Genomic DNA, 21,486 nt, shown 5'->3' on the forward strand with positions numbered 1-21,486 from the left:
GTTGAAATGATCGGAGCAAAGTAAATTTAGAAGCTTACGTAAAGTTGCGCGATTCCGAGTAGACAATGTTTACGCAATTCGGAAAGTATCCCCATCAGCATAGAGAATCGAATCACGACATCAGGTTGATGACGAAATAGAAGTGCTGCCTTCAGTCTGGGCTCGGAGAGCATGAGAGAATTAGACCTACCACCAAGGGCTGCCGCATTATCTGAATCACTTCGAGACTTGGGTTACACAATCGACACTGCTGTGGCGGACATCATCGACAACAGTATCGCTGCAAACGCCACCAAGGTTGATATCTGGTGTGAACCTGATGACGACAATCCCACTTTGGCAATCGTTGACAATGGCGATGGGATGAGCAGGTCCACGCTGGTCGAGGCAATGCGGTACGGCTCGAAGAACCCAAGAGCCGGTCGCAAAGCCGGTGACTTAGGTCGCTTCGGTTTGGGACTTAAGACCGCGTCTTTTTCTCAATGCAGGCGACTGACAGTCGTGTCCGCTCAGGATGAGAAGGTCGCAGGCGCAACATGGGATTTGGACAAGCTAGCGGATGATGCGTGGACAATATCGGTTCTCGATAAAAGAGATTGTCAAAAAGTAGAATACACAGACCATTTGGGCCCGCATGGAACGCTTGTGCTTTGGGAAGGTCTGGACCGGCTAACGGAACAGCAAACCGAGGCCACTCAATCCGCCATAGTCAGCGAAAAGCTTGCGCTGCTTGGCCACCACCTATCTTTAGTCTTTCATCGCTTTCTGTCCGGTGAGGTTCCCAAACGCAAAAAGTTGGCGATAAGAATAAACGGGCATAGAGTTTTGCCCTTTGACCCATTTTGCCGAGGCAACAAAGCAACTAGCCCACAGCCGCCTGAAACAGTGGACATCAATGGTTCGCTTGTTCAGTTGCAGGCATACATTCTGCCGCATCACAGCAAGTTATCTAGGAACGAATTCGACTTCTATCGCGGGAGGAGTGATTTCCTTTCAAACCAAGGCGCGTATGTATATCGCAGCGGCCGATTGATGGCGTGGGGCGACTGGTTTCGTCTTATTCCAAAAGGAGAGAGTACCAAGCTAGCCCGTGTTCAGATCGATTTCCCGGCCGAGTTAGACGAGCTATGGACAATCGACATAAAGAAAGCTCGCGCCCAACCTCCGCACGAGGTCCGAGAGAAGCTCAAGCAAATCATCGGACGGATCGCTTATCAGAGTTCGCGCGTACATTCCGGGCGTGGAAGGAAACTGTTCGAATCGGACGTAATGCCCATGTGGTCGCGTTACCCTGTCAATGGAGCGATTTCCTATCGCCCTTCTGCCGACCACCCACTGGTACAATCGTTCGCAGAAAGCCTGTCGGCTCAACAAAGCAAAAATCTACAGACGCTACTTCAGGCAATAGGCTCCTCTATCCCCGTGGAAGCCATTTATTCCGATTATTCGATATCTCCAAAGGACTTGGACGAAGTCGATCCGGAAAGTGCCGAGGCGATCAGAGGGAAAATCTCACAACTGAGAGATGTCCTCGATCCATCACGTACGATGAGCGCTGATCATTTCAGGCGGATCGTTAAGTCGACGCGCGTCGTCGAAGGGTCAGAGCGTTTACTGACGGCATATATTGATAAGGAGTTCTGATGGCCAAGGCCCCTGGTTTCGACAACCTAGTATCGACTTTGATCAGGTACTTCAGTGAGGATCAATTATCCCCACCTTCGCTCGACGAGGTCAGTGAAAAAGCAAAGAGCCTTGCGCCGATCCTTGGGTTCAGCGGAAACATCGATCAAGTCGTGAACGAGGCACTGCCGGGTATCCAAGTGAGAATGGGCATCGGTCACTCACTCGTGGACGATGCAGCAGACCACGACCCTGATTGGACGACAAAGCGTGAGATCGACCTCACTTACACGACAAACTATTCGAAGTTTCTCCGCGAGGAGGGCTGGAACTCTACTGTCGTCGGAAATCTTGAAATCGTAACAGAAAAGATACTAGGATTATTGCAAGACCCTCAGGGCGAAGGGCAGTGGAGCAGGCGTGGACTCGTGATTGGCCACGTCCAGTCGGGTAAAACTGCTAACTACCTCGGTCTAGTCGCCCGTGCTGCTGACGCAGGATACAAGTTCATCGTGATTGTTGCAGGAATCCATAACAATCTTCGACGGCAGACGCAGGAGCGCGTAGACGAGGGTTTTGTGGGACGATCAAGCGACCCGCAAAACAAGGAACTGGTTGGTGTCGGATTGTACCCAGGCCATCCGCAGCCCGTAGCTCTGACGACGCTCCTTCAGGACTTCAAAAAGGACGATGCGAGCAAGATGCGTAGCAGCCTGACAGACTGGCGAAAGCCTGTTGTTGTGGTTATCAAAAAGAATGTCAGTACACTTAGTCAGATAAAGACGTGGTTGCGTGATTTCAATCTATCTGTTGGTCAGGATAAAATCGCTGACGCCCCGATGCTTTTTATCGATGACGAGGCAGACAACGCGTCAGTAAACACCAACAAAGAAGATGTAGACCCTACAAAAACCAACAAGCTAATCAGAGAAATACTCGATCTTTTTACTAAGAATAGCTATGTTGGCTATACGGCAACTCCATTCGCAAACATTTTTATAAACCCGGACTCTTATGGGGATGAGAAAACCTTGGAGGATTTGTTTCCAAGTGACTTTATTTACTGCCTCGACGCGCCAACCACTTATTTCGGTGCTGAGAAAATTTTTCTTGACGAACCGAACGGCGAAAAGCACCTGAGGGAAATACTTGACGCCGGTGACATACTTCCTCTGAAGCAAAATAAAAATACTAATATATCCGAGCTTCCAGGGTCATTGAAGGAAGCGTTCCTGACTTTCATACTCGCGCGAGCAATACGTAATATTAGAGGTCAGTCGCATAAGCATTGCTCGATGCTTGTCAACGTATCAAGACTTGTCGCGTTGCAAAAGACGGTGAGAGTTCTGCTGAACGATTACCTCAAGTTAGTCCGGGAAGCGATCCGGGCAAACTATGCACTGCCCGGCGAGCGGGGCCTTAAAAACAAGTACATGCGGAAAATCCATGACATTTTCAACGAGGAATACTCCGATGTTGAAGAAGAATGGAGTGATGTCGTTCAGCAGCTGGATGCAGCGGTAGGCTCTGTCCGCCTTTTCGTGGTCAATAGCAGCAAGTCTGACGAGGCGTTGGACTACGCGAGCTACGAGAAAAAAGGCGAGGCCTTGACTGCCGTCGCCATCGGAGGTCTGAGCCTGTCGCGCGGTCTGACCGTCGAGGGGCTCACGGTAAGCTACATGTATCGCAATACGCAAATGTATGACACCCTCCTGCAGATGGGACGATGGTTCGGATACCGTCCGGGCTACGAGGATTTATGCAGAGTCTATCTGAGCCCTGAATCAATAGGCTGGTATCAGCACATTGCGAACGCGACTGAAGAGCTTAGAGATCGCGTCAAACAGATGCGCCAGTATGGTAAAACCCCTAAGGATTTCGGTCTTTTGGTTCAGTCCCATCCCGACGCTTTGTTAGTGACGGCGTTGAACAAGATGCGGCATGCTGAGCAGCGAACGCTGCAGATCAGCTACGATGGGATGCTCAGGGAAACTTTCGTACTTTCCGATGACACCTCGATGCACGAAAGCAACCGATCAACTTTTGCCGAACTGTATAAGACACTCAGTGCACCGGAATTTGCGTCCAGGCGCTTCGAGAAGGCTCATGACAAGCGGGACTGCCGCGTGTGGCGAGCGGTTGAAGCTGATGTCGTTGACGAATTCTTGGAACAGTTCAAGTGGCACGCTCATCATGCGACCCACAAGGATTTGGTGAGGCGCTACCTCAACCGTATACGCGACCGTTTCCCTGTGTGGGACGTTGCTTTTATGACAATCAAAGATCGGGGCGTGCCGCTTGAAATCAACGATTTCAAGATGGTTGCTCAGGAACGTTCCGCTGGAAGGCGCGATGCAAATCACCTTATGCAATCTGATCATGGGCCAGGCTTCTTCGTAACCGGTAAGCAGCGAGTCGCGGGAACACGAGATGAGCGCGTCGGTTTGACTAAGGAGGAGATCGAGGTCGCCGAAGAACTTGCGGACAAGGAGAAGCGAAAAAACGGAGCGACTGATCTCGATTTTCGCGACGTGACCGTTCGTGGTAGGCCCCTGCTGATGCTTCACCTCATCGATCTTTACGATAAGCGCGATGGCTCTGAGGAAACCCCGAAAGAGTTGCTTGTTAACGCACCAGCAATCGGTGTGAGCTTTCCTGTAACAGGAGATTTCGATCAAATCGATTACGTCTTGAATAAAGTGATGCTTGATCAGCTCAAAGGCGATTTTCTTGAGCTGCCGGATGCGGACGAGGATTTCGATGACTATTGAACTTCCTTGGAGCAGTATCAGTACTCCAGTTTCTGGCTATCTTTGGAAGCGGCACCACACAGATTCAAAACATGTGTTCTGGTGGGGCAAAGACCATCTGGGCCGACCGGTGTTGCTTTTCCAACTGACCACTACTGAGCATCTTATTGCCAATGAAAAAAGACGGCCAAGTGTAGCCGGGCTGGGCATCGAGTTTGTGGTGGTCGACAATGGGAAATTTGAGGGATTGAAGGTTACACTCCTTACTCCCGACGCCGATATCTTTCACTCTTTGTGTCTGATCCTCATTTCCGTTGCGGAGGCAGTAGAAACCGAGGCGCAGGCTTTGGCTTCGGTAGTCACGCATGTCGAGCGTTGGCAAAGTTTTCTAGCGGCGGCAAGGAGGGACGTGCTCACTCCTGAAGAAGCCAGAGGCTTGCACGCCGAGTTGATTGTGATCAATCTCCTGATCGACTCCTACGGCCGATCTGCGAGCGAGGTGGTTGCCGCCTGGGAGGGGCCGCTCGGACGTCCGCAGGACTTTCATTTTGCCGACGGCTACATCGAAGTAAAAGCGGTCGGCGGAAGGTACGGGGATGCGGTCCTCATATCGTCGGAATATCAGTTGGACGTTGCATCCAAATCGCTTTGCTTGATCGCAATCGAGCTGAGGGAAGAGGAGGATAAGAATCCTGCAACCTCCCTGAATCAACTGGTTGCAAAGACCCTCGGACGCTTGGGAGCCGAGGACGGAAAGCTGTTTGAGGATCGCCTGCTTATCGCAGGTTTTATCACCCGTCCCGAATACGATTTCCCTGCTTACCAAGTCGGAAAAATCCATACATTTCAAGTTGACGATAGTTTCCCTTCGATATGTGCCAGCAAGTTGATGGCCGGACTATCCAACGTCAAGTATCGCGTTGACCTCGCAGAGGCCAGCAGGTCTCGCATCCCATTGTTGAATTTATGGACAAAAAGCGAAAATGGCTGACGAACTTGCAGAGTTCTACAATGACTTCCGGCAGGAGTTCCTTGCGGGAGCTGCTGCCAACAGCAATTTCAGCCTCGCGGAGTTCTTGGCATCGTTTCAGCGGGAGTTGAGCGAGGCGGGTCAGATTGAAGATTTGACCTTCTGCTACTACGAAAACGCGCCGACCGGTATCCGGGTCGATGGGTTCTGGAAAAACGATGATGCCGGTATCGACCTATTCATTGCGGACTTTCGTGGGAGGGGCGAACTCGAAACGCTTGGTAAGGCCGATGTAGAGGCGTTTGTAAAACGGATATCGAAATTTTATACGGCGTGTTCAACGGGAAAATTCTACGAGAAACTCGAGGAAACCTCCGCCGTCTATGGTCTGGCGAGAGAAATATACGAACACAGCAAATTCTATTCGAGAATCAATCTCTACCTTATTTCCGAGAGGCGCTTGTCGGAAGGATTTAAGAATGTGCAGATCGACGACAGGTTCGGAGAAATCCCTGTTGCTTTCCATATCTGGGACATATCACGGCTCCATCGTTTGCGTACGTCGAGGGGAGCAAAAGAACCGATCATAATCGACTTCAACGAGGTGTGGGGAAAGGGCATTCAATGCCTGCCAGCGCATCTCAACGCTGAAGACTACCGATCATATCTACTGGTGATGCCGGGGAATCTGGTTGCGGATTTGTACGAACGCTACAGCTCGCGTCTGTTAGAGCAAAACGTTCGCTCCTTCCTACAGGCTCGCGCTGCAGTTAACAAAGGTATTCGAGAAACCATTCTCGATACGCCCGAGATGTTCTTCGCGTACAACAACGGTATTACCGCGACCGCAACCGATGTAGCAGTCGACGTCACCAGTTCCGGCGAATTCATCACCCGGATCGACGACCTTCAAATCGTCAACGGCGGACAGACAACCGCCTCGCTTTTCCACACGAGGAGAAAAGACAAGGCGGGTTTGGACAACGTCTTCGTGCAAATGAAGCTTTCCATCGTCGACCCAGGATTGTCAGAAACGGTAGTTCCTAAGATATCGGAATATGCCAACACCCAGAACCGGGTTAACGCTGCAGATTTCTTCGCCAATCATCCTTTTCATATTCAGATGGAGAAGTTTTCACGCCGGATATGGGCTCCCGCCGTCCAAGGAGCGCAACGCGAAACGAAGTGGTTCTATGAAAGGGCTCGGGGCCAATACGCTGATGCGCAATCGAAACAGTCAGCGGGAGAAAAGAAGAGGTTTGCTGCCGAGTTTCCAAAAGATCAAATGTTCACGAAGACCGATCTGGCCAAGTTTGACAACACGTGGGATGAACATCCGAAGTGGGTCAACCTCGGTGCTCAAAAGAATTTCGCACAATACGCCAAACGAATAAGCGGCGAGTGGAAGGCTAGTCCCAGTAAGTTCAATGAAGCATACTTTAGGCAAGCTGTGGCAAGAGGGATCGTTTTCAAGGCGACGGAGAAGGTGGTTTCAGAGGCCCCTTGGTACAATGGCGGCTACCGGGCCAACATCGTTGCTTATACAATTGCAATGATCGGCAGCATTGCTGAAAGCCGGGATAAGGTCGTCGACTTCGAAGCCATTTGGCGAAATCAGAAAGTGAATCATACACTTCGCGAAGCTATTGGCATTGTCGCTCGCTTTGTGAATATCTGCATTACCGTTCCTCCAGCCGGTATATCGAACATTTCGGAATGGGCAAAGCGGGATGCGTGCTGGGCCTCGTTGCTGGCCGGTAGAGATCAAGCGATACAAATGCTTAGTGCCGAATTCTTCCAAGACCTTGTTGAAAAGAATGTGAGGGAAAGCGACCTTAAGGAGGCGAAGCGAGCGCAGAAGTTCGAGGTTGGTATTGAGGGTATTGAAAAGGTTCTGAGTTTAGGGGGAGGTTACTGGAAGGCGATCCTTTCTAAACCGAACGCCTCCAAAATCTTCAGCCCCAAGGAAGTCGATGCCCTTAGAATAGCGGCGCAAATTCCCAAGAAGATTCCGACGGAGCGTCAAGCGGAACTGCTATTGTCGATTACTTTAAGGGCATAATCTTGCATCTGCTTCCGATATGAGCGCGAGAAGGCGGCGCTGGGTATTGGGCGATTAAACAGTGCGGGAAGTGTCAGGTTCACCAAGTATGGTGATCTGTCGGTATCGGATTGCGCTGAGAAAACACGTGAGGGGGACTTATCGATTGTCTATCGCTTGAATGACCTGCGTGAACGGGTTCACGTGAGCATTGATACGGCTGCCGATCTCCTCGTTGGAGAGGTCATTTTTTAAAAGCATTTCGGCGGGCTGATAACCCTGCGATCCGTTACCGTGGAGCCGTCGGCATGATGCCCTCCGCCATGATGTTCGCTGCCTTGCTGACATCTTTCAGCTTTTCCAGCGCGTTCGCTGCCACCAAGTCGATGGAGTGCCAGCGGTTCACCGAACTATCGCGCGGCCAGATGCGCGAGAACGTCTATGTTATTAAGGTGAGCGCGGTTTCTTGCGCGGGCCTTATTCGCACCAGTCTTGAGATTGAGGCAAAGGAGATCGAAAGCCAGCGGTCCCCATCGTTGTGGGCGATTGGAGGATCATCTGGGAGTCGAAAGGTGATCCACGTGCCGTCGCCGCAATCACCGGGTTCACCAACAATAGATTCAGCGAGCCAGTGCAGATGATAGACGTGGATTTTGCCAAGGTCCGGATCGCCGTCCGCGAAACGGGCCGTTACCAAAATTTTGGGAGGATGGACCGCGAAGCTTGGCAGTATGAATGCAGAAGGCTCGACTAGCCTGATATAGATTGGCAGAGCGGTCGCGATTGATCAGGCCGCGACACGCTCCTAGCGGATAATCATCCTCTGATGACGATTTCGATTGCGTCTTGCGGAACACCGTAAAACGCCGCAAGCCCGACCTTGGCTTTCGCTATCGAAAGAGGCCCCACATCATCCGAATTCGACATTTTGGTTGATGATGGCGCGATGTCTGCGTTCTCCTGACGCTCAGGCATGGCCTCCCAATTCAGATGCGCGGTGTCGATCCCGAACGTCTCTAGGGTTCCGTATTTAACCGGATTTCGCCAAGCCAGCCAGACATTGGTTGGGTCCTCGACCCGCGCAAATTCGCTGATCTCGATCTTCCAGCGTTCGCCATCGCCATCGTCAGACGGAACGACGTCGCTGACCTTGCCGACTAGAAAAACCGAGCCATGAGGCTCAGTTGCATCTGAGAAGTCGCGATCATCGTTATGTAGGTTCTGGACGCACACCAAATAGGGCGTTTTCCTAACTCGGTTAGCGTCCAAAACCCACGCTTGGGAACCGCCTTCGCGGACAACGCGGGCGGGACTACGCGCAGTGAAAACGGCAACGCATCTTGTATCGGTACTTGTCATCTCAAAACCTTTCGTTGTTTGTTTATGACAACCAGAAGGTAGTCACAAAAGTTCCGAAAGTCAACATACTTTTATGCATACTTTTATATACTATTTACGAAGCGTTGCAAACTGTCACCCCCGACGGAGATCGATGAGAAGCTGCATCTAACCGCAATTGTTGCCGCATTCATGTCGTGCTGCACCGGATTAGCGAGCGTCGATGATCTGCACATCTAACCGTCCATGAGTTGTAAAAAAGCAACGCTGCATCTGAATTGGATTTTGGTGTTACATAATCGCGATCTCGCACGTATATGTACCCATGAAAGCATCTTGCGAAAATCCACCATCCAAAATCGGCATCTTTTGGTTCGTTCCGACCGGCAAAAGTCACCAACTTGTCTGCTTGGCGCACGAGATGGGGCGCGTCGAGACCATTGGTGGATTCAAGACAATCGAAGAAGGACACGTCGACACCTGGCCGAAGGCGCAGAAGGTGAACCGCGTCCTACGGCCATTCGGTTACGAGCACTTCCCAAGGGGGCGCGTTAACTGGCGAGAGGACGACGGCGCATTCCTGCTCTTGGCCGATCCCTCGATCTTCGACTGCAATCTTCATTCCGTGATCATTGAGCGCTGGAACCTGCAGCGGGAGACGGTGCACCTCATTCGCGACAGTCATTACCGGACGAACCAGCTTCCATCATTCTTCAGCAGAGGGGGACGTGCATGAGCGATGGGTTGCAAATCTGCATCCATAGAGGGACTAACCAGATCGGCGGCAGCTGTGTCGAGCTGCAGTATGCTGGAAAGCGTATCGTGGTGGACTTGGGGCTACCTCTGGACGCGGAACTGGAGACAACCGACCTTCCAGACATTCCTTCCATCCATGGCGATGACGGCTCGCTGGTTGGTTTCTTGCTGAGCCACGGGCATCGCGATCACTGGGGACTGCTCCCCAAGCTGTCTCCGGCCATCAACGTACATCTCGGCCGTAAGACGCTGTCCATCATGACGGCTGCGGCTCCGTTTATTCCTGGCGGGTATGCTCCAGTGACTTCCATGACCTACTCGGATGGACAGCAGTTCGAATTGGGGCCGTTCAAGATCACGCCCTATTTGATGGATCACTCGGGGTTCGATGCCTACGGGTTTCTCATCGAGGCTGGTGGCAAGCGGGTCTACTACTCGGGCGATATCCGTGGACATGGTCGCAAGGCCGCCCTCTTCGAGCGCTTCATCAAGTCACCACCCAGCAACATAGACGTCCTCCTCATGGAAGGATCAAGCCTCGGTCGCCTGCAGGCTGAGGAGCGTTTCGAAACCGAGACTGACATCGAAAACCGTCTCCTCGACGTCATGAAGACCACCGGCGGCATGGTTCTGGTGGCATGCTCCGCCCAGAACATCGACAGGGTGGTTAGCGTTTACAGAGCCGCAAAGCGGTCCGGCCGACAGTTATTGGTCGATGCCTATGCAGCTGAGGTCCTGAAGGCTACCGACACGAAGTCGATCCCTAAGCCAACTGAGGAGTGGAGCGACGTCAAAGTCTACATCCCGCAGGCACAGCGCCGCTTCCTTAAAGAGAAGAACATCGCTTCGCTGGTCGATGCCTATAAAGGACGGCGGGTCTTCCCCGAGGCGCTGCCGGGCGAGGCACCTCGAAGCGTGATGATCATCCGACCTTGGATGCTGCGTGATCTGGAACGTGCAGGGGCGCTCGACAGAGCTACCGCTGTCTGGTCGCAGTGGGACGGTTATTTGAAAGACGAGGCTGGGACCAAGTTCGTCGAAGCCTGTGCCACATCCTCGATCCGCTTCGAGACCATCCATACGTCCGGTCACGCCGATCCGCACGACCTGAAGCGCTTCTCGGAGGCTGTGAGCCCCAAGAAGCTTGTACCGATCCACACGTTCCATCCGGAACAGTTTGACGGCCTGTTTGCCAACGTCGTTCGCTCCAGCGACGGCGAGTGGTTCAACGCATAATTCATTGAGAGAGGGAGTTACAATGGACGCTACAATCAGACCGTTCACGAGGCACATCAGCGAGAAGCAGATGGAGCTTTTCAAGGCAACCGCAGCACGCCCAGAAGGAGCGTGGCTTCGCGAAGCTCTAGCAGACCCCGATCTGCTCTTTGCCCTTAGAGATGGGCGTGTAGACGTCTATTTTCGCGGACAAGTCATCTATTCCATGGAGTTTAGCACCGACAAGATCGCGACCTACACGCACGTGAAGTATCTGGTCCTCGATGGACCTGTTCCCTACATCAAAATGCAGGACGGCACTTTCGCCTACAAGCATGCTCATCTGCACGATGTCTATCGTGACGGTGTTTCGCTCGGACAGATCAAGTCTGCAGCCAAAGTTTATGCTGGAGCGGAGAGCCAAGGCATCTACAAGGCCATCAAACGCGATCCGTCCATCATTGACGTCGAGATCGCCTTTACTCGCAGCAACGACATTGCGGAGCACAGCTCTCAGGAGAAGCAACGCACCCAGGATCGTGTCGACATGGTTCGACTAACACCGGCCGTTGACGGCTACGATCTCGTTTTCTGGGAGGCTAAAGACTACAGCAATAAGGACGTGTTCAACGACAACATTTTCAACCAGCTGACTGCCTACGCCAAGCAGCTGGAAATGAGAGAGACTGTTCTGAATGAAGCGTACCGCAACGTCTGCCAGTTCCATCTCGACCTTCATGGATTGAGAGAAAGTCTCGGGTTCGTAGGGGCGGCAGCATCTCAGGTCCGCATGCTTGAAGATGTTGCCAGTGAACGTCGACCTCTGCGGATCATAAAGGAACCGTCCCTTTTCGTTTTCGGATTCGACAACGACCAGAAGAACGGGCGCTGGAAGGTTCGAAAGCAGGAGATCGAAGTCGTCATTGGAAGCGAACGCCTCAGGGCTGTCGGTAAAGCCAGTGATTGGCTGGGTTCAGCGGACAAGAGCCGCGAGTAAGCTTGATGGCGATTTCAAACGCGGTTCAAAAAGGCCACTACGTCTATGTCTACGACGAACGGGGTCGCTCGATCTTTGAGAAGCCAGCGGGCAACGGTCCCAAGGATGGCTTGGTAGGCTTCACCGGATCATCAGTAAGTATCCGGCGTGGAGCGAACATCTACACATATGACGACCGTGGTCGATATATGTTTGAGAAGCACACATACTGACTGAGGTTGGCATGGCAAGATCACGGAAGAAGCTGCCTTATGTTGGGGTCTGTGCCGACAGTGACAGGTCGAGCAAGACCCTGGCACATCATCAGGAACGCCATGCCGTCAGAAACGCTTTGAAGCGGGAGGAAGACATTCCCGCTTCAAAGGCCTTCGGTGATCCCTGGAATGGTGAGAAGGATGGGAAAATATGGGTCGGGTATGATCACCCCGAGGACCTTCGAAAATAGGTGTCAGGTTACGGTTTCGCCAATCTCGCCGCCGTGCGACATGCGACACCCCTTATCAATGAGCGTCTTGGCTCTCTTTAATCAAAGTTGGACGACTGCTCTTGAGGCGGAAAAAAGCCTGCTCACAAAAGCGTCGGCCTTCTTCTTCACTTCGGGACACCCAAGCATGGGTCCGTATGGCAACTTCGTTCTCATCGCACACGTCGATCACACAAACAGATCGTTCCTCCGGGTCTCCTGGGATCGGTCCACACCAGAGGTCTATCCTTGTGGTGATGACGGTGGAAGCAATTTTATTAACCCCAGCACTCTACTTCCGATGAAACCGCCGTCAGCTGCGGTTTTGTCTTGCTGACTTTCTGGCACCTTGCGAAAACGCTTGAAATTTGTATCTGTGATTGTGGAGAGGGCACAGATACATGGACAAGTCAGTTGCAGAGTTGGCCGCGATGCGGGCTCGTGGGGAGCTGTCGGCCGAGGAGTTTCACGAAGCCAAACGTCTACTTGGCGAAGTTTCCCACTCGCGTCTCCAAAGGCCAAACGCCAAAGTCGCCCAGAATCCTTTCATTCAAACAGGCGGCAGGGTAACCCGCACGGGTAAGGTCTTCATGGGGTTGCTGGTGGGCGCAACCTTGCTTTCTATCTTCCTCCCCGATCCTAAGAAGAAGGAAGAGGCAACGAGTGATCGCGCGAAGGGCTTTCATTGCCTTTCAGTCTATGACGGCTCTTACGGGCCTCTTGTGAAGGCTGTGCAGCAACGGCTCCGTGACCCCGACAGCTACGAGCACGTCGCGACCGGCATCACTCCGGTAGACAAGAGCGGGTTCCACCGCGTCGAGATGAAGTATCGCGCAAACAATGGCTTCGGCGGCAAGAACGTTGAAGTGGCGACAGCGCTAGTTCGTAACAGTGACTGCTACGCCATGAACGGCAACATCAACGGGGAACCGGTCCACGGCTTTGCCGAACCAACCCCATAACTAAAGGGTTTATGATGCGTTTCGCCCATTTCGCTTTTATTGCGGCCATGTCGCCTACGTGTGTCTATGCTGCCCAAACAGCAGAGGAAACTGCGGCATATTTGATTTATAGTGCTGAGGACAAGACATCGCATGACGACGTTTCCTTCAGGCTGTTGAGGAGCGACGAGGGTGCCGAATACGACATTACTTTTAAAGATGGAAAGATTTCGCATCTCAAGGTCACCCGTGATAGCGACTGTGTATTCCGTTATCGCGTGTCGACACCTGAGATGAAAATCGAGGTGCTGGTCGACTACACGACCGCCTACGAGATACGTGACACAACTATTGGCCTGTGGGAGGTTAGGTTCTCTAACACCTGTGGCGCTAAACTCGGGGACGAATGTATGGACAGTATTGTCAGTCCATACGGTGGGAACATCGACAGAGCGAGAAATGCGCTCACCTATCTCAAAAAGGAATTCTGCGAGGGGAATGCATTCTAAAAGTATGAGAACCTATATCGCTATAAGATGAACACTCGGGCGTAATCGACGCTGGACCGGTTGCAATGGCGCTCACGTTGCTTGAGATGGCGATTGAGCGGGAACGTCCGTTCAAATAACATCCCTCCAATCCGGGTACTCGAATGCGCACCATTTTTGCAACCGCTGCACTGCTGCTGGCATCGTCAGCTCACGCAACCGAGGAAGATGCGAAGTTGGGCAGGTATGCGTTAACCGCCTTTCAGCGCTTCGCTATGCATCGAATGCCGACCGTAAGAGTGAGGCAGAGCGGTTCTTCAATGTCGGTCTCGACGCTTCCCGCAAGTTCGTCGATGCCCTTCGAGCGGACCGGATCACCCGCGAGGAAGTCTGAAAGTATGTCCCGATTAACGTTCGTTGGTCTGTTCAGGGTCCGACCACCGACTTCTCTGCAGGCCGTATTTTCGAAGCGATCACCACCGACACCTATCGCGACATGGCTGAGAACGACGCAAGCGGAATGCCGTTGGCACCCGACAAGTGGATCACTGACAAGGAACTGCTGAAAACGATTGGCGAGACTGCATACCGGAAGGCCAACTGCGAGCTGATCAAGTAGTTCAGCACAATAGCTAATAGCGGCGCTCACTAATTGCGGCTATCGTCGCAGACAGCGTTGAGGGGAGCAATATGAGCGCAGTCAAAAAGATCGAGAGAGGCATCGAGAACTTTGTTCTCTGGTGGTGTCTGATAAGCCATCTAGGTTTCTGGGCTTTGCTCTCGTTCAAACTTTACGTGCAAGGCTGGACCTGGCTCTTGACCAGCGACTCCGGGCTTATCATCTTGGCGATCTTCAGCTTCTACACAATGATTCTCATGTGGGGCGCTGGCATGTCGCCGCACGCTGGCACTAAAGAGGTTCAGAACAGGCTCGACCGCATGCAGCGCAATCACGAAGAACAGCTACAAGCGATGGGCGCTCTCAGACGCGAAACAGAACAGATGATGCGTGTGATTGAGAACGCCGTCGATGATGTGGATCGGAAGATCACTCGTCAGGCAGCTTCCAGCAGATAGTCCGGTCGCTCCAAGGAACCCTGCCGAGGACCGCTCGGTTCGTATCGTCCGTCAGGATGCATCAGGCAAAGAACGACGTGACCGTTTGGATACTGGATGGCGTGACCGTGAGCCTTGGTGGTGCTGTCTGGGTCGATTTCGATGAGAAGAGCTTGAAGCTGAGCAGCCCTCGTCGCGTCCTCCCCTGAAGCCGTAGACTGATCGAAGTCTGGCGGCGAGATCGTTCCCGTAGCTTTCATCGACTGGCATGCAAGGACTGGTCAACAGGGAGTGCGTGATCTGCCCATTGGTGCAGATGGCGCTGCAAGGTTCGAGGCTCAACCGGAAGATTAATCGAGTGGCTGCTGAGCCGCGAGTGCCGGGTTCCGAGCACGCCAGTTGCCATCGGCTCGCTTCAGAATGTCGGCGTTATCGGTCATCACCGTCAAGCCTTCCAGGCTCAGTCCGGAAAACTTGTCGCTGAGTGTTTGGTCCAGCCACTTCTCGATAAGGTCCTCGACGCCGAGCTGTTTGTTCAACTCCGACCATTCATGGTGATGCTGGAACACCTCGGCTTTCAGCCTGTCTTGCGCCTTCTTCACGTTCTCAAGATACTCGGAATATTCGACGCGGGCGACCAGCAGCGGCGAATATTCCTCTTGGTCCCTTGCCCGGTCGAACTGCTTCTGAATAATTTGAAGATATCCGGCGCGGATTTGGTCGAACCGCCAGCCGATGTAATGCTCGATCTGAGTGATTTGTGTCTGGGAAATCTCACGGCCCTTCTCGAATGCCGCCAATTCCTCAGGAGGCATCGAAGGCTGGGTGGGCTCCTGCAGAGCGGGTGGGGTCTTCGAAAATAGCTTGGTGATCTTCCGGAACATGGCGAGTTCTCTGAATTCTGGTGGCCCCAGAATGCCACTGAGTCCATCAAATAGCTAATTGTTGACATCGAACTTGAAGGATTCAGTTGTGGAGAAATTCTACGAGGACTGGAATTTCTTTTCTGTCAGGACTCAATCCACAGGCGACAGGGGATTTGCGTTCTAATCCTTGACTCCAAGTGGGAAAAATCCCACTCAGAGTCTTGTTAAGTTTGACTTGACAAAGGATTTGTTGAAAGCTGTGCTTACAGAGCAAGGGGACCAGGCGTCCTAGACCTGATCCCCGAGGGTGGCAACATCCTTACTCTGCTACATCAGAACCGTCTCGGTGTTTAGCTGAGACGGTTTCTTTTATGAGCCCGATGCCGTGACCGGCGTAGTGTACGGACACAATCAAGAACGCTGCCGCCAACAGAAGCTTCCAGACCATTTTGGCCTCCTATGCTTGAGTTGACCCATGTACTGTAGGCAGCCTCGGGGAATTGACGCAAGCACTCAAAATAGTATTAACAAGCAATTCTCGGGTCTCCGAAAAAACTTGAGCCTTATCAAACGCTTACAGCGCCGTTATCCACAGGTTTCGCGGTGCATTTCTGTGGAGCGAGAGGCAATTCAGCAGAGTTTATACAGACGTATTAGCGTCTGACCCGATTCTTTGGCTTGAGGCGGTTGACGATTGGACCGAATCATCGATCCGGTGGCGTGTAATTTACAGCCGTTCGGATCACGTAGTAGGAGACAACAGAGCTGCCGTCTCCAATGACAAGCCCCGTTCCATGGTCATGGGTAGGGGTGCCGATCAAAGTCCTGCGTTGACGCGGTCGGGTCAGTTGGTCTTTCAAAATTTGCTGGCTGACGAAGCCTCTCAAGATTGCTGCACTGCTGGTCATGGCATCTGCGGATTGAGGTCGAGTCCTTTGCGGACGTAGATCGGCGCTGTAGTGGCAGTGAGGCGGCGGGTGATCAAATCCTCCTGACGCAACGGTTCGTAATAGACGCGAATCCTTGTCTTGTTATCCTCAATAGCCTTCTGAGGGTCTTCACCGAAGGAACTCGCATTAAAAGCGTAACCGGCCTGCTCATCGACTTTATTCTCTATCTCAAGGATTCGAGGGGTGGTGATCACCAAGGCGAAGGCGTTGACTGGCGCGTTCACTGCTGGAGCACGAACGGAATTGACGATATCTGCAGTCTGCTGCTGGCCATCGACGGGAGCGGCCGGTGGCAATCCGGTTCCGACGGACGGCGCTATCTTGACCATTGCGGAAGGTCGAGCGCCTTCGATCCGCAGTTCCACATAGATGATCTTGCCCGCTGGCTCACCGCCCGGCAGGTTTCGGTTCTCTACGCGAGCCTCGTCGGCGCAAGTCATCTCACGGGCGGTCAGCCACGAAGTCTCGGCTTGAATAATGGCGCAGCGTGCCCGCTTCTGCACTGAACGCTTCAGCCTTCTGGTGGCATATCCTCGGCGGCTGTCACCAGTTCTTCGAGTTCCATGGGTTTCTTCTCCTGAGGTTGGGTTTCTGGAGCCCGGACTTTGGTGTAAGGCTTCGGGAAGGTTCGCTGTCCGCGAACGAAAGCATTGGGGTCCGCACCGACCGGCACCAGGCTGGCTTCGTGCAGCGTCCACCGCGTCACCATCAGCAACGGAACGTCATCGGCCCGCTCGACCAGCTCGGCCTCAAGAAGAAACCTTCGGAGATATCCGTGATCAGATGCGCGTCCTTGTTGGACAGGACTGCGGTGCCGACGATGCTGACGCCTTCGATCCGCACGTTGTCGGCGCGGCCGATTTGCGAGCGAATGCCGGTCCAGGTGTCGTAATTGTCAAGAAGGGGCATGCCGCGTGTGCGGCTGAAATCCATTCCTGTGGCCACTAGAGCCTCGGGCGATTAATGTGCAACGCATCCGGCCTGGCGGAAATAGTTCCAGCACTCTTGCGGCGTGAATAGGTCGCAAACCTTTCCGACGGCTTTCCAGAGATCGTCATAAGTCCTTGCTTTCATTTTTCGCAAGAGTGCCTTGAGCTTCGAAAAGGCCATTTCAATCGGATTGTTGTCTGGCGAATATCGCGGCAGGAAGAGTATCCATGCCTTCCGCTCAGCGATGGCCGCCGCTGCTCGGGGGCTCTTGTGGACGTTGAGGTTATCCCAGATCACCACGTCGCCTGGTTCAAGCGTCGGTGCGAGTTGAGTTCGCACATAGGTGTCGAACTTGGCTCCATCCATGGCCCCATCGACGACAAAGGGTGCCGTGATGCCATCGCAGCGCAGACCGGCGACAAAGGTTTGGGTGTGCCATTTGCCGAAAGGCGCATCCGCCTGAAGGCGCTTGCCCTTGATGCTACGGCCACGCAGTGGTGTCATGTTGGTCTTGACCGAAGTCTCATCTACGAAGACGAGACGTCCGGGGCTCTGTTGCATAGCGGGTTGGCGACGTTTGCGCCACTCATCGCGCTCCCGGCGCACATCGGCGCGTGCGCGTTCCGATGCCAGCAGTGTTTTTTTTAAAGCTGAAGCCCGCCCGGCAAAGAAGCTTCGACAGGTTCGAAGGATCAGCTTTCACACCATGATGCTCTACCAGCCAAGCCGCCAGGTCGGGCATGGTTATATCCGGTTGCGCCTCTACCTTGGCGATAATGGCATCCCGGACCGGGCCCAATTTGCCGCTGCCGCTGGGCCGACCGCGCCGGGAGGGCTCGACCGAGCCCGTTCGATCCGCCCGCTGCTTAAGCCGAACAGCCGTGGCGGGCGAGACTTTGAAAGCAGCAGCGGCTGCCCGACGCGTTTGGCCTTGCGTGATCGCATCAACAATCCGTTGGCGAAGGTCCGAAGAATAGGCGCGAGACATGGCAAGTCCTCCTGCCATGTTGAATCATAAAATCGAAGCCAGGGGAATCGTCAGATTCAAAGAAACTGCCCGACGCTCTAGGACCTCATCGACTTCAATATAGCCGCAGTCCTCGACCTCAGGGTTCGATATCCGTGGATCGGGAATCCAAGTCCGCACTGGCGTTTCGGTCGTGATGACGATCTCGGCGCTGAAGGAAGCAACATCAACGGACGCGGGGAGGCCAGCAAACGCGCGTTTGCTTAGCGGTACTCCAGTCGGTTCTTGGATGCGGGCATTCCTGCTCTCTGAAAATATCCTGGGAGCAGTCTGCGCAGCGGTGGCTGCAAGATTCGATGGTAGCCGCAAGAAAATTTACATCGACGCCAAAAGTACCTGGGTCGCCGACGAGCTCGGTCCGAAAGCCTCGCCGTTAACTAGGTCGGTGAACGTCCCGACAACGCGCGGCCGTCCCTCTAGGAGGCTCAGACTGTCTACCATTAAGCCGCCCGATAGTCCTTTCGGACGGGGCGCAGCTTGGAGGCGTTGACCAGTGAACGTGTCCAGATTCCGACGGCGAGTGTACCTGAGCGAAACGAAGCCGGGTCCCTCTGACGGCGCAACGCGTATGTCGGTGTGGATTCGCAGTGCCGGGCGCAATCCCGTGCCATCTCGATTGAAGTCGCGAGCAAGATAACCACCGATAGTCAGGTAAGGTATAGGATGTGTAGGCATTATGAGCCACGCGGGGTCCAGCTGCGATTTGGTGGCAAGCTCGTCAGCATAAAAGACTGCAATATCGACCGCAGCAGCTTTGTAGATATCTCGTGGCGGATCGCCTACGCGGTGGAGTTTTCCATCCCAGAAGAAGCTTTTCTCTGCGGGGTCATCGTTTCCGCTTTCGCCATAGAGAGTATGTAGCGCCGTTACTACAACAGGCCTCCCATTGTATCGAACGAGATACCCGGTCCCACTCTGAAATATCAGCCCGTCACGGGTTTCGTGCGGAGCGTAGATTGCAACGAGGGACGGAGTGATGATGTGCTTAAAGTTATTTGCGACGTCTCGAAAAAGGTCCATCATCCGTTCACCAGGTTGCGATGCCTTCGAATAGCGCCGCCCGATTAAGACATTGCAACCTATTCTGTGTCCGCAAAGGCTGTATCCGCAGCTGCCGCCGGATCGTTGGGTGGCTGATCGAAGCCACTGAAGCCGCCGCCCTGACTCCCTTGTTGGGTGAGGGTAATTGGCTGACGGACCCCGTTCTGGGTCTGCCAGCAGCTGGCGACTTCCGGCGACATGACGGGTAGGCCGAACATGCTACGGACAGCAGCTTCGTCTCTGGCTGCGGCGTAATCTTTCCGGCACGGACCGCCTGTGCGTATTGCTCCAGGAAATCCTTCAACGTCAGAGCTGGTGTTGCCACATCGGAATCCTTGTTGTCGTTTGCGGCGCGTGCGGCCTGGGTGGCGGCGGCCTTTTCAGCGTAATCCTGGAAGACACTGTAAAAGAGGCCCATGGCCGTCGAGCGCTCGAATCGGAATCGAGGGGTGCTGAGAATTGATCGTCGACGTCGGCTGATTTCAGCAGTGGGTCGCTCTTACGGGACGATTTCGCCATGTAACAATGTTTCCGAAATTACTTGAAAATACTGGGGTCTTGGGGACTGCAAGATTCAATGGTGAAGAGTTTTCGATCCATGGTGCTGATGCTGAACTGGATTTGAAAATGTCCGATCCGGAGACCAGATGCGGCCTCCAATCCACCGCATGGCGCGATAAGTGCCAAGGTCCCCGGTAGCTATTTTTTCGGCAGGCGTTGCGTTTTGCTCCCACTGCTTGACTGGAATAGCGGGCAATCTTCATCTAGGAAGACAATGTCATACCCATGTTGAGGCGTGCCGTTAGGGTTGAACGTCAGATCAACCGTAGAGACGTGATAAATCGACAGCGAGTTACGCCAGACTGTGTAATGCAAAGGCGTTGAGCGAACTCCGTTATAGCCTCGATCAGATATGACGACATCTTCGCCATATCGGTTGCGACCCCTGCATTGGCTCATCCCTTCACCTTAAATGTCAAAGACACAGACCCGTCCTCTGTAGCCATTGTTTCACTGCTCAGCACTTTCAGCTCACGCACGTCGAGCGGATGCGGCTGCTCCATGCGATGCCGCAGCGTGTCCGCGAACACGAGGTATTCGGCGGGCTGGTCGTTCAGGTAGGCAGGCACATCATCCATGCGCACGCGAGTGAAGCGTTCCGACAATGGGCCGGGCCCAAGGATTTCGACGGGGCTGTATTCGTTCGTGTATTCAGTCATCCATCACACTCCACAGAAGTACACGCCGATCCCATCGGTCCCTCAACATTTTTCGCTCGAAACCCAGTTCAAATCTATGGAATGATATTGCATTTTGTGCAATTTCTGAGTGAATTCTTTGGATTCTAGTTTGGGGTTGGGCATGGACGACATTCCGATGATTATGCTTGCTATCGTTGCTTTCATGGCAGTCATGATCACAATTGCGGTTATGGTGGAGAACGCAAAGAAGAAGGCCACGGATCGCCAGCGGGGGAGGCTTTCCCAATCCGATTTTACAGCCGAGGTTATCCACGGATCGGCATTTGGAAAACTGGGCATTGCCATCGACGGTACACGCAGGAAATTTGCGATCCTCCAAGGCGACAACACACCAAAAATCTTCGATTTCTCGCAGCTCACTGCCGTTGAAGTGTATCGGGATGGGAACTCCCTCACGAAGACCAATCGGGGCGGTCAAGTCGCCGGAGCTGCCGTGGGTGCCGTTCTACTGGGTCCTGCAGGCCTGTTGTTGGGTGGCTTGACGGGTTCAAAGCGTTCAATTGAGACGATTTCGAAGCTGTCACTGATGATCTACGTCAATGACTTTATTCAGCCGACATATGAGGTCGTTTTCCACCAGCACTTGGGCTCTGGTGGCACTAAGGTCAGCGATCTGACGTTGACGATGAATGAGCTGAACGCCTGGCACGGCCGGATGCAAGCAATCTTGGCTACGAATGCGGCAGGTCAGCCGAGCCCGGTGGTCGCTTGATGAAGCCATACGTCGCATTGCTTGCCGCTCTAACACTCACAGCATGCCAGTCAGCCGGTA

The 21,486-nt window shown here is 53.4% G+C and carries 19 protein-coding genes; 12 read left to right on the forward strand and 7 right to left on the reverse strand.

Features of this window, described 5'->3' with window-relative positions; genetic code table 11:
• The first annotated feature begins 171 nt into the window (after positions 1 to 171).
• The 4 genes from ACODTZ_RS22850 to ACODTZ_RS22865 are packed head-to-tail and all read left to right on the forward strand — an operon-like array spanning position 172 to position 7,405.
• Positions 172 to 1,644, forward strand: a complete 1,473-nt coding sequence (locus ACODTZ_RS22850; protein ID WP_489028309.1) for an ATP-binding protein — start codon at positions 172 to 174, stop codon at positions 1,642 to 1,644.
• Positions 1,644 to 4,394, forward strand: coding sequence for a Z1 domain-containing protein (locus tag ACODTZ_RS22855; RefSeq protein ID WP_489028311.1), 2,751 nt, complete (start codon positions 1,644 to 1,646; stop codon positions 4,392 to 4,394). The genes ACODTZ_RS22850 and ACODTZ_RS22855 overlap by 1 nt, the downstream gene beginning before the upstream one ends.
• Positions 4,384 to 5,364 (forward strand): PD-(D/E)XK motif protein, encoded by a 981-nt coding sequence (locus ACODTZ_RS22860; RefSeq protein ID WP_489028313.1) that lies wholly within the window; start codon positions 4,384 to 4,386, stop codon positions 5,362 to 5,364. The genes ACODTZ_RS22855 and ACODTZ_RS22860 overlap by 11 nt, the downstream gene beginning before the upstream one ends.
• Positions 5,357 to 7,405 carry an AIPR family protein gene (locus tag ACODTZ_RS22865; RefSeq protein ID WP_489028315.1) on the forward strand — a complete coding sequence of 683 codons (2,049 nt, stop codon included), beginning with the start codon at positions 5,357 to 5,359 and terminating at the stop codon, positions 7,403 to 7,405. The genes ACODTZ_RS22860 and ACODTZ_RS22865 overlap by 8 nt, the downstream gene beginning before the upstream one ends.
• 795 nt (positions 7,406 to 8,200) lie before the next feature.
• Here the strand turns inward: ACODTZ_RS22865 and ACODTZ_RS22870 are convergent.
• The gene (locus ACODTZ_RS22870) at positions 8,201 to 8,617 is read right to left on the reverse strand and encodes a hypothetical protein (protein WP_489028317.1); all 417 of its coding nucleotides are present in this window, start codon (positions 8,615 to 8,617) and stop codon (positions 8,201 to 8,203) included.
• 526 nt (positions 8,618 to 9,143) lie between these two features.
• Here ACODTZ_RS22870 and ACODTZ_RS22875 point away from each other — a divergent pair.
• The 7 genes from ACODTZ_RS22875 (at position 9,144) to ACODTZ_RS22905 (ending at position 14,659) form a co-directional block, all read left to right on the forward strand.
• On the forward strand, positions 9,144 to 9,458 hold the full coding sequence (locus ACODTZ_RS22875) for a hypothetical protein (protein WP_489028319.1): 315 nt from the start codon (positions 9,144 to 9,146) through the stop codon (positions 9,456 to 9,458).
• Positions 9,455 to 10,714, forward strand: coding sequence for an MBL fold metallo-hydrolase (locus ACODTZ_RS22880; protein ID WP_489028321.1), 1,260 nt, complete (start codon positions 9,455 to 9,457; stop codon positions 10,712 to 10,714). Before ACODTZ_RS22875 ends, ACODTZ_RS22880 begins: the two co-directional genes overlap by 4 nt.
• A 22-nt stretch (positions 10,715 to 10,736) precedes the next feature.
• Positions 10,737 to 11,690 carry a hypothetical protein gene (locus ACODTZ_RS22885; RefSeq protein WP_489028323.1) on the forward strand — a complete coding sequence of 318 codons (954 nt, stop codon included), beginning with the start codon at positions 10,737 to 10,739 and terminating at the stop codon, positions 11,688 to 11,690.
• Positions 11,691 to 12,554: 864 nt separating this feature from the next.
• Positions 12,555 to 13,115, forward strand: coding sequence for an SHOCT domain-containing protein (locus ACODTZ_RS22890; RefSeq protein ID WP_489028325.1), 561 nt, complete (start codon positions 12,555 to 12,557; stop codon positions 13,113 to 13,115).
• A 14-nt stretch (positions 13,116 to 13,129) separates the two neighbouring features.
• Positions 13,130 to 13,603, forward strand: a complete 474-nt coding sequence (locus tag ACODTZ_RS22895; protein ID WP_489028327.1) for a hypothetical protein — start codon at positions 13,130 to 13,132, stop codon at positions 13,601 to 13,603.
• A 475-nt stretch (positions 13,604 to 14,078) separates the two neighbouring features.
• Positions 14,079 to 14,201 (forward strand): hypothetical protein, encoded by a 123-nt coding sequence (locus ACODTZ_RS22900; protein WP_489028329.1) that lies wholly within the window; start codon positions 14,079 to 14,081, stop codon positions 14,199 to 14,201.
• A gap of 71 nt (positions 14,202 to 14,272) precedes the next feature.
• The gene (locus ACODTZ_RS22905) at positions 14,273 to 14,659 is read left to right on the forward strand and encodes a hypothetical protein (protein ID WP_489028331.1); all 387 of its coding nucleotides are present in this window, start codon (positions 14,273 to 14,275) and stop codon (positions 14,657 to 14,659) included.
• Between the two features lie 329 nt (positions 14,660 to 14,988).
• On the opposite strand, the gene ACODTZ_RS22910 is transcribed toward ACODTZ_RS22905, so the two are convergent.
• The 6 genes from ACODTZ_RS22910 to ACODTZ_RS22935 form a co-directional block, all read right to left on the reverse strand.
• Positions 14,989 to 15,522 carry a hypothetical protein gene (locus ACODTZ_RS22910; RefSeq protein WP_489028333.1) on the reverse strand — a complete coding sequence of 178 codons (534 nt, stop codon included), beginning with the start codon at positions 15,520 to 15,522 and terminating at the stop codon, positions 14,989 to 14,991.
• A gap of 886 nt (positions 15,523 to 16,408) precedes the next feature.
• Positions 16,409 to 16,957, reverse strand: a complete 549-nt coding sequence (locus ACODTZ_RS22915) for a hypothetical protein (RefSeq protein ID WP_489028335.1) — start codon at positions 16,955 to 16,957, stop codon at positions 16,409 to 16,411.
• A gap of 8 nt (positions 16,958 to 16,965) precedes the next feature.
• Positions 16,966 to 17,169, reverse strand: a complete 204-nt coding sequence (locus tag ACODTZ_RS22920; RefSeq protein WP_489028337.1) for a hypothetical protein — start codon at positions 17,167 to 17,169, stop codon at positions 16,966 to 16,968.
• Positions 17,163 to 17,363 (reverse strand): hypothetical protein, encoded by a 201-nt coding sequence (locus ACODTZ_RS22925; RefSeq protein WP_489028339.1) that lies wholly within the window; start codon positions 17,361 to 17,363, stop codon positions 17,163 to 17,165. The genes ACODTZ_RS22920 and ACODTZ_RS22925 overlap by 7 nt, the downstream gene beginning before the upstream one ends.
• Positions 17,364 to 17,414: 51 nt before the next feature.
• Positions 17,415 to 18,372, reverse strand: a protein-coding gene (locus ACODTZ_RS22930) for an IS630 family transposase (RefSeq protein ID WP_112950595.1) whose coding sequence is annotated in 2 segments (ribosomal slippage) — positions 17,415 to 18,029 and positions 18,031 to 18,372 — 957 coding nt in all. Because the reading frame shifts where the segments join, the coding sequence is not laid out codon by codon here.
• Between the two features lie 2,036 nt (positions 18,373 to 20,408).
• On the reverse strand, positions 20,409 to 20,672 hold the full coding sequence (locus tag ACODTZ_RS22935) for a hypothetical protein (protein WP_489028341.1): 264 nt from the start codon (positions 20,670 to 20,672) through the stop codon (positions 20,409 to 20,411).
• A 142-nt stretch (positions 20,673 to 20,814) separates the two neighbouring features.
• On the opposite strand from ACODTZ_RS22935, the gene ACODTZ_RS22940 reads away from it, so the two are divergent.
• The gene (locus ACODTZ_RS22940) at positions 20,815 to 21,426 is read left to right on the forward strand and encodes a hypothetical protein (protein WP_489028343.1); all 612 of its coding nucleotides are present in this window, start codon (positions 20,815 to 20,817) and stop codon (positions 21,424 to 21,426) included.
• Positions 21,427 to 21,486: the final 60 nt, after the last annotated feature.

Source organism: Rhizobium sp. FG113, from assembly GCF_057809895.1.

Bases quoted from the DNA above. Each gene is read 5' to 3' on its own strand.
- ACODTZ_RS22860 (WP_489028313.1), top strand. From the start codon at position 4,384: ATGACTATTGAACTTCCTTGGAGCAGTATCAGTACTCCAGTTTCTGGC.
- ACODTZ_RS22905 (WP_489028331.1), top strand. From the start codon at position 14,273: ATGAGCGCAGTCAAAAAGATCGAGAGAGGCATCGAGAACTTTGTTCTC.
- ACODTZ_RS22940 (WP_489028343.1), top strand. From the start codon at position 20,815: ATGGACGACATTCCGATGATTATGCTTGCTATCGTTGCTTTCATGGCA.
- ACODTZ_RS22875 (WP_489028319.1), top strand. From the start codon at position 9,144: ATGGGGCGCGTCGAGACCATTGGTGGATTCAAGACAATCGAAGAAGGA.
- ACODTZ_RS22890 (WP_489028325.1), top strand. From the start codon at position 12,555: ATGGACAAGTCAGTTGCAGAGTTGGCCGCGATGCGGGCTCGTGGGGAG.
- ACODTZ_RS22910 (WP_489028333.1), bottom strand. From the start codon at position 15,522: ATGTTCCGGAAGATCACCAAGCTATTTTCGAAGACCCCACCCGCTCTG.
- ACODTZ_RS22865 (WP_489028315.1), top strand. From the start codon at position 5,357: ATGGCTGACGAACTTGCAGAGTTCTACAATGACTTCCGGCAGGAGTTC.
- ACODTZ_RS22855 (WP_489028311.1), top strand. From the start codon at position 1,644: ATGGCCAAGGCCCCTGGTTTCGACAACCTAGTATCGACTTTGATCAGG.
- ACODTZ_RS22925 (WP_489028339.1), bottom strand. From the start codon at position 17,363: ATGCCCCTTCTTGACAATTACGACACCTGGACCGGCATTCGCTCGCAA.
- ACODTZ_RS22900 (WP_489028329.1), top strand. From the start codon at position 14,079: ATGGCTGAGAACGACGCAAGCGGAATGCCGTTGGCACCCGACAAGTGG.
- ACODTZ_RS22880 (WP_489028321.1), top strand. From the start codon at position 9,455: ATGAGCGATGGGTTGCAAATCTGCATCCATAGAGGGACTAACCAGATC.
- ACODTZ_RS22850 (WP_489028309.1), top strand. From the start codon at position 172: ATGAGAGAATTAGACCTACCACCAAGGGCTGCCGCATTATCTGAATCA.
- ACODTZ_RS22895 (WP_489028327.1), top strand. From the start codon at position 13,130: ATGCGTTTCGCCCATTTCGCTTTTATTGCGGCCATGTCGCCTACGTGT.
- ACODTZ_RS22885 (WP_489028323.1), top strand. From the start codon at position 10,737: ATGGACGCTACAATCAGACCGTTCACGAGGCACATCAGCGAGAAGCAG.
- ACODTZ_RS22935 (WP_489028341.1), bottom strand. From the start codon at position 20,672: ATGACTGAATACACGAACGAATACAGCCCCGTCGAAATCCTTGGGCCC.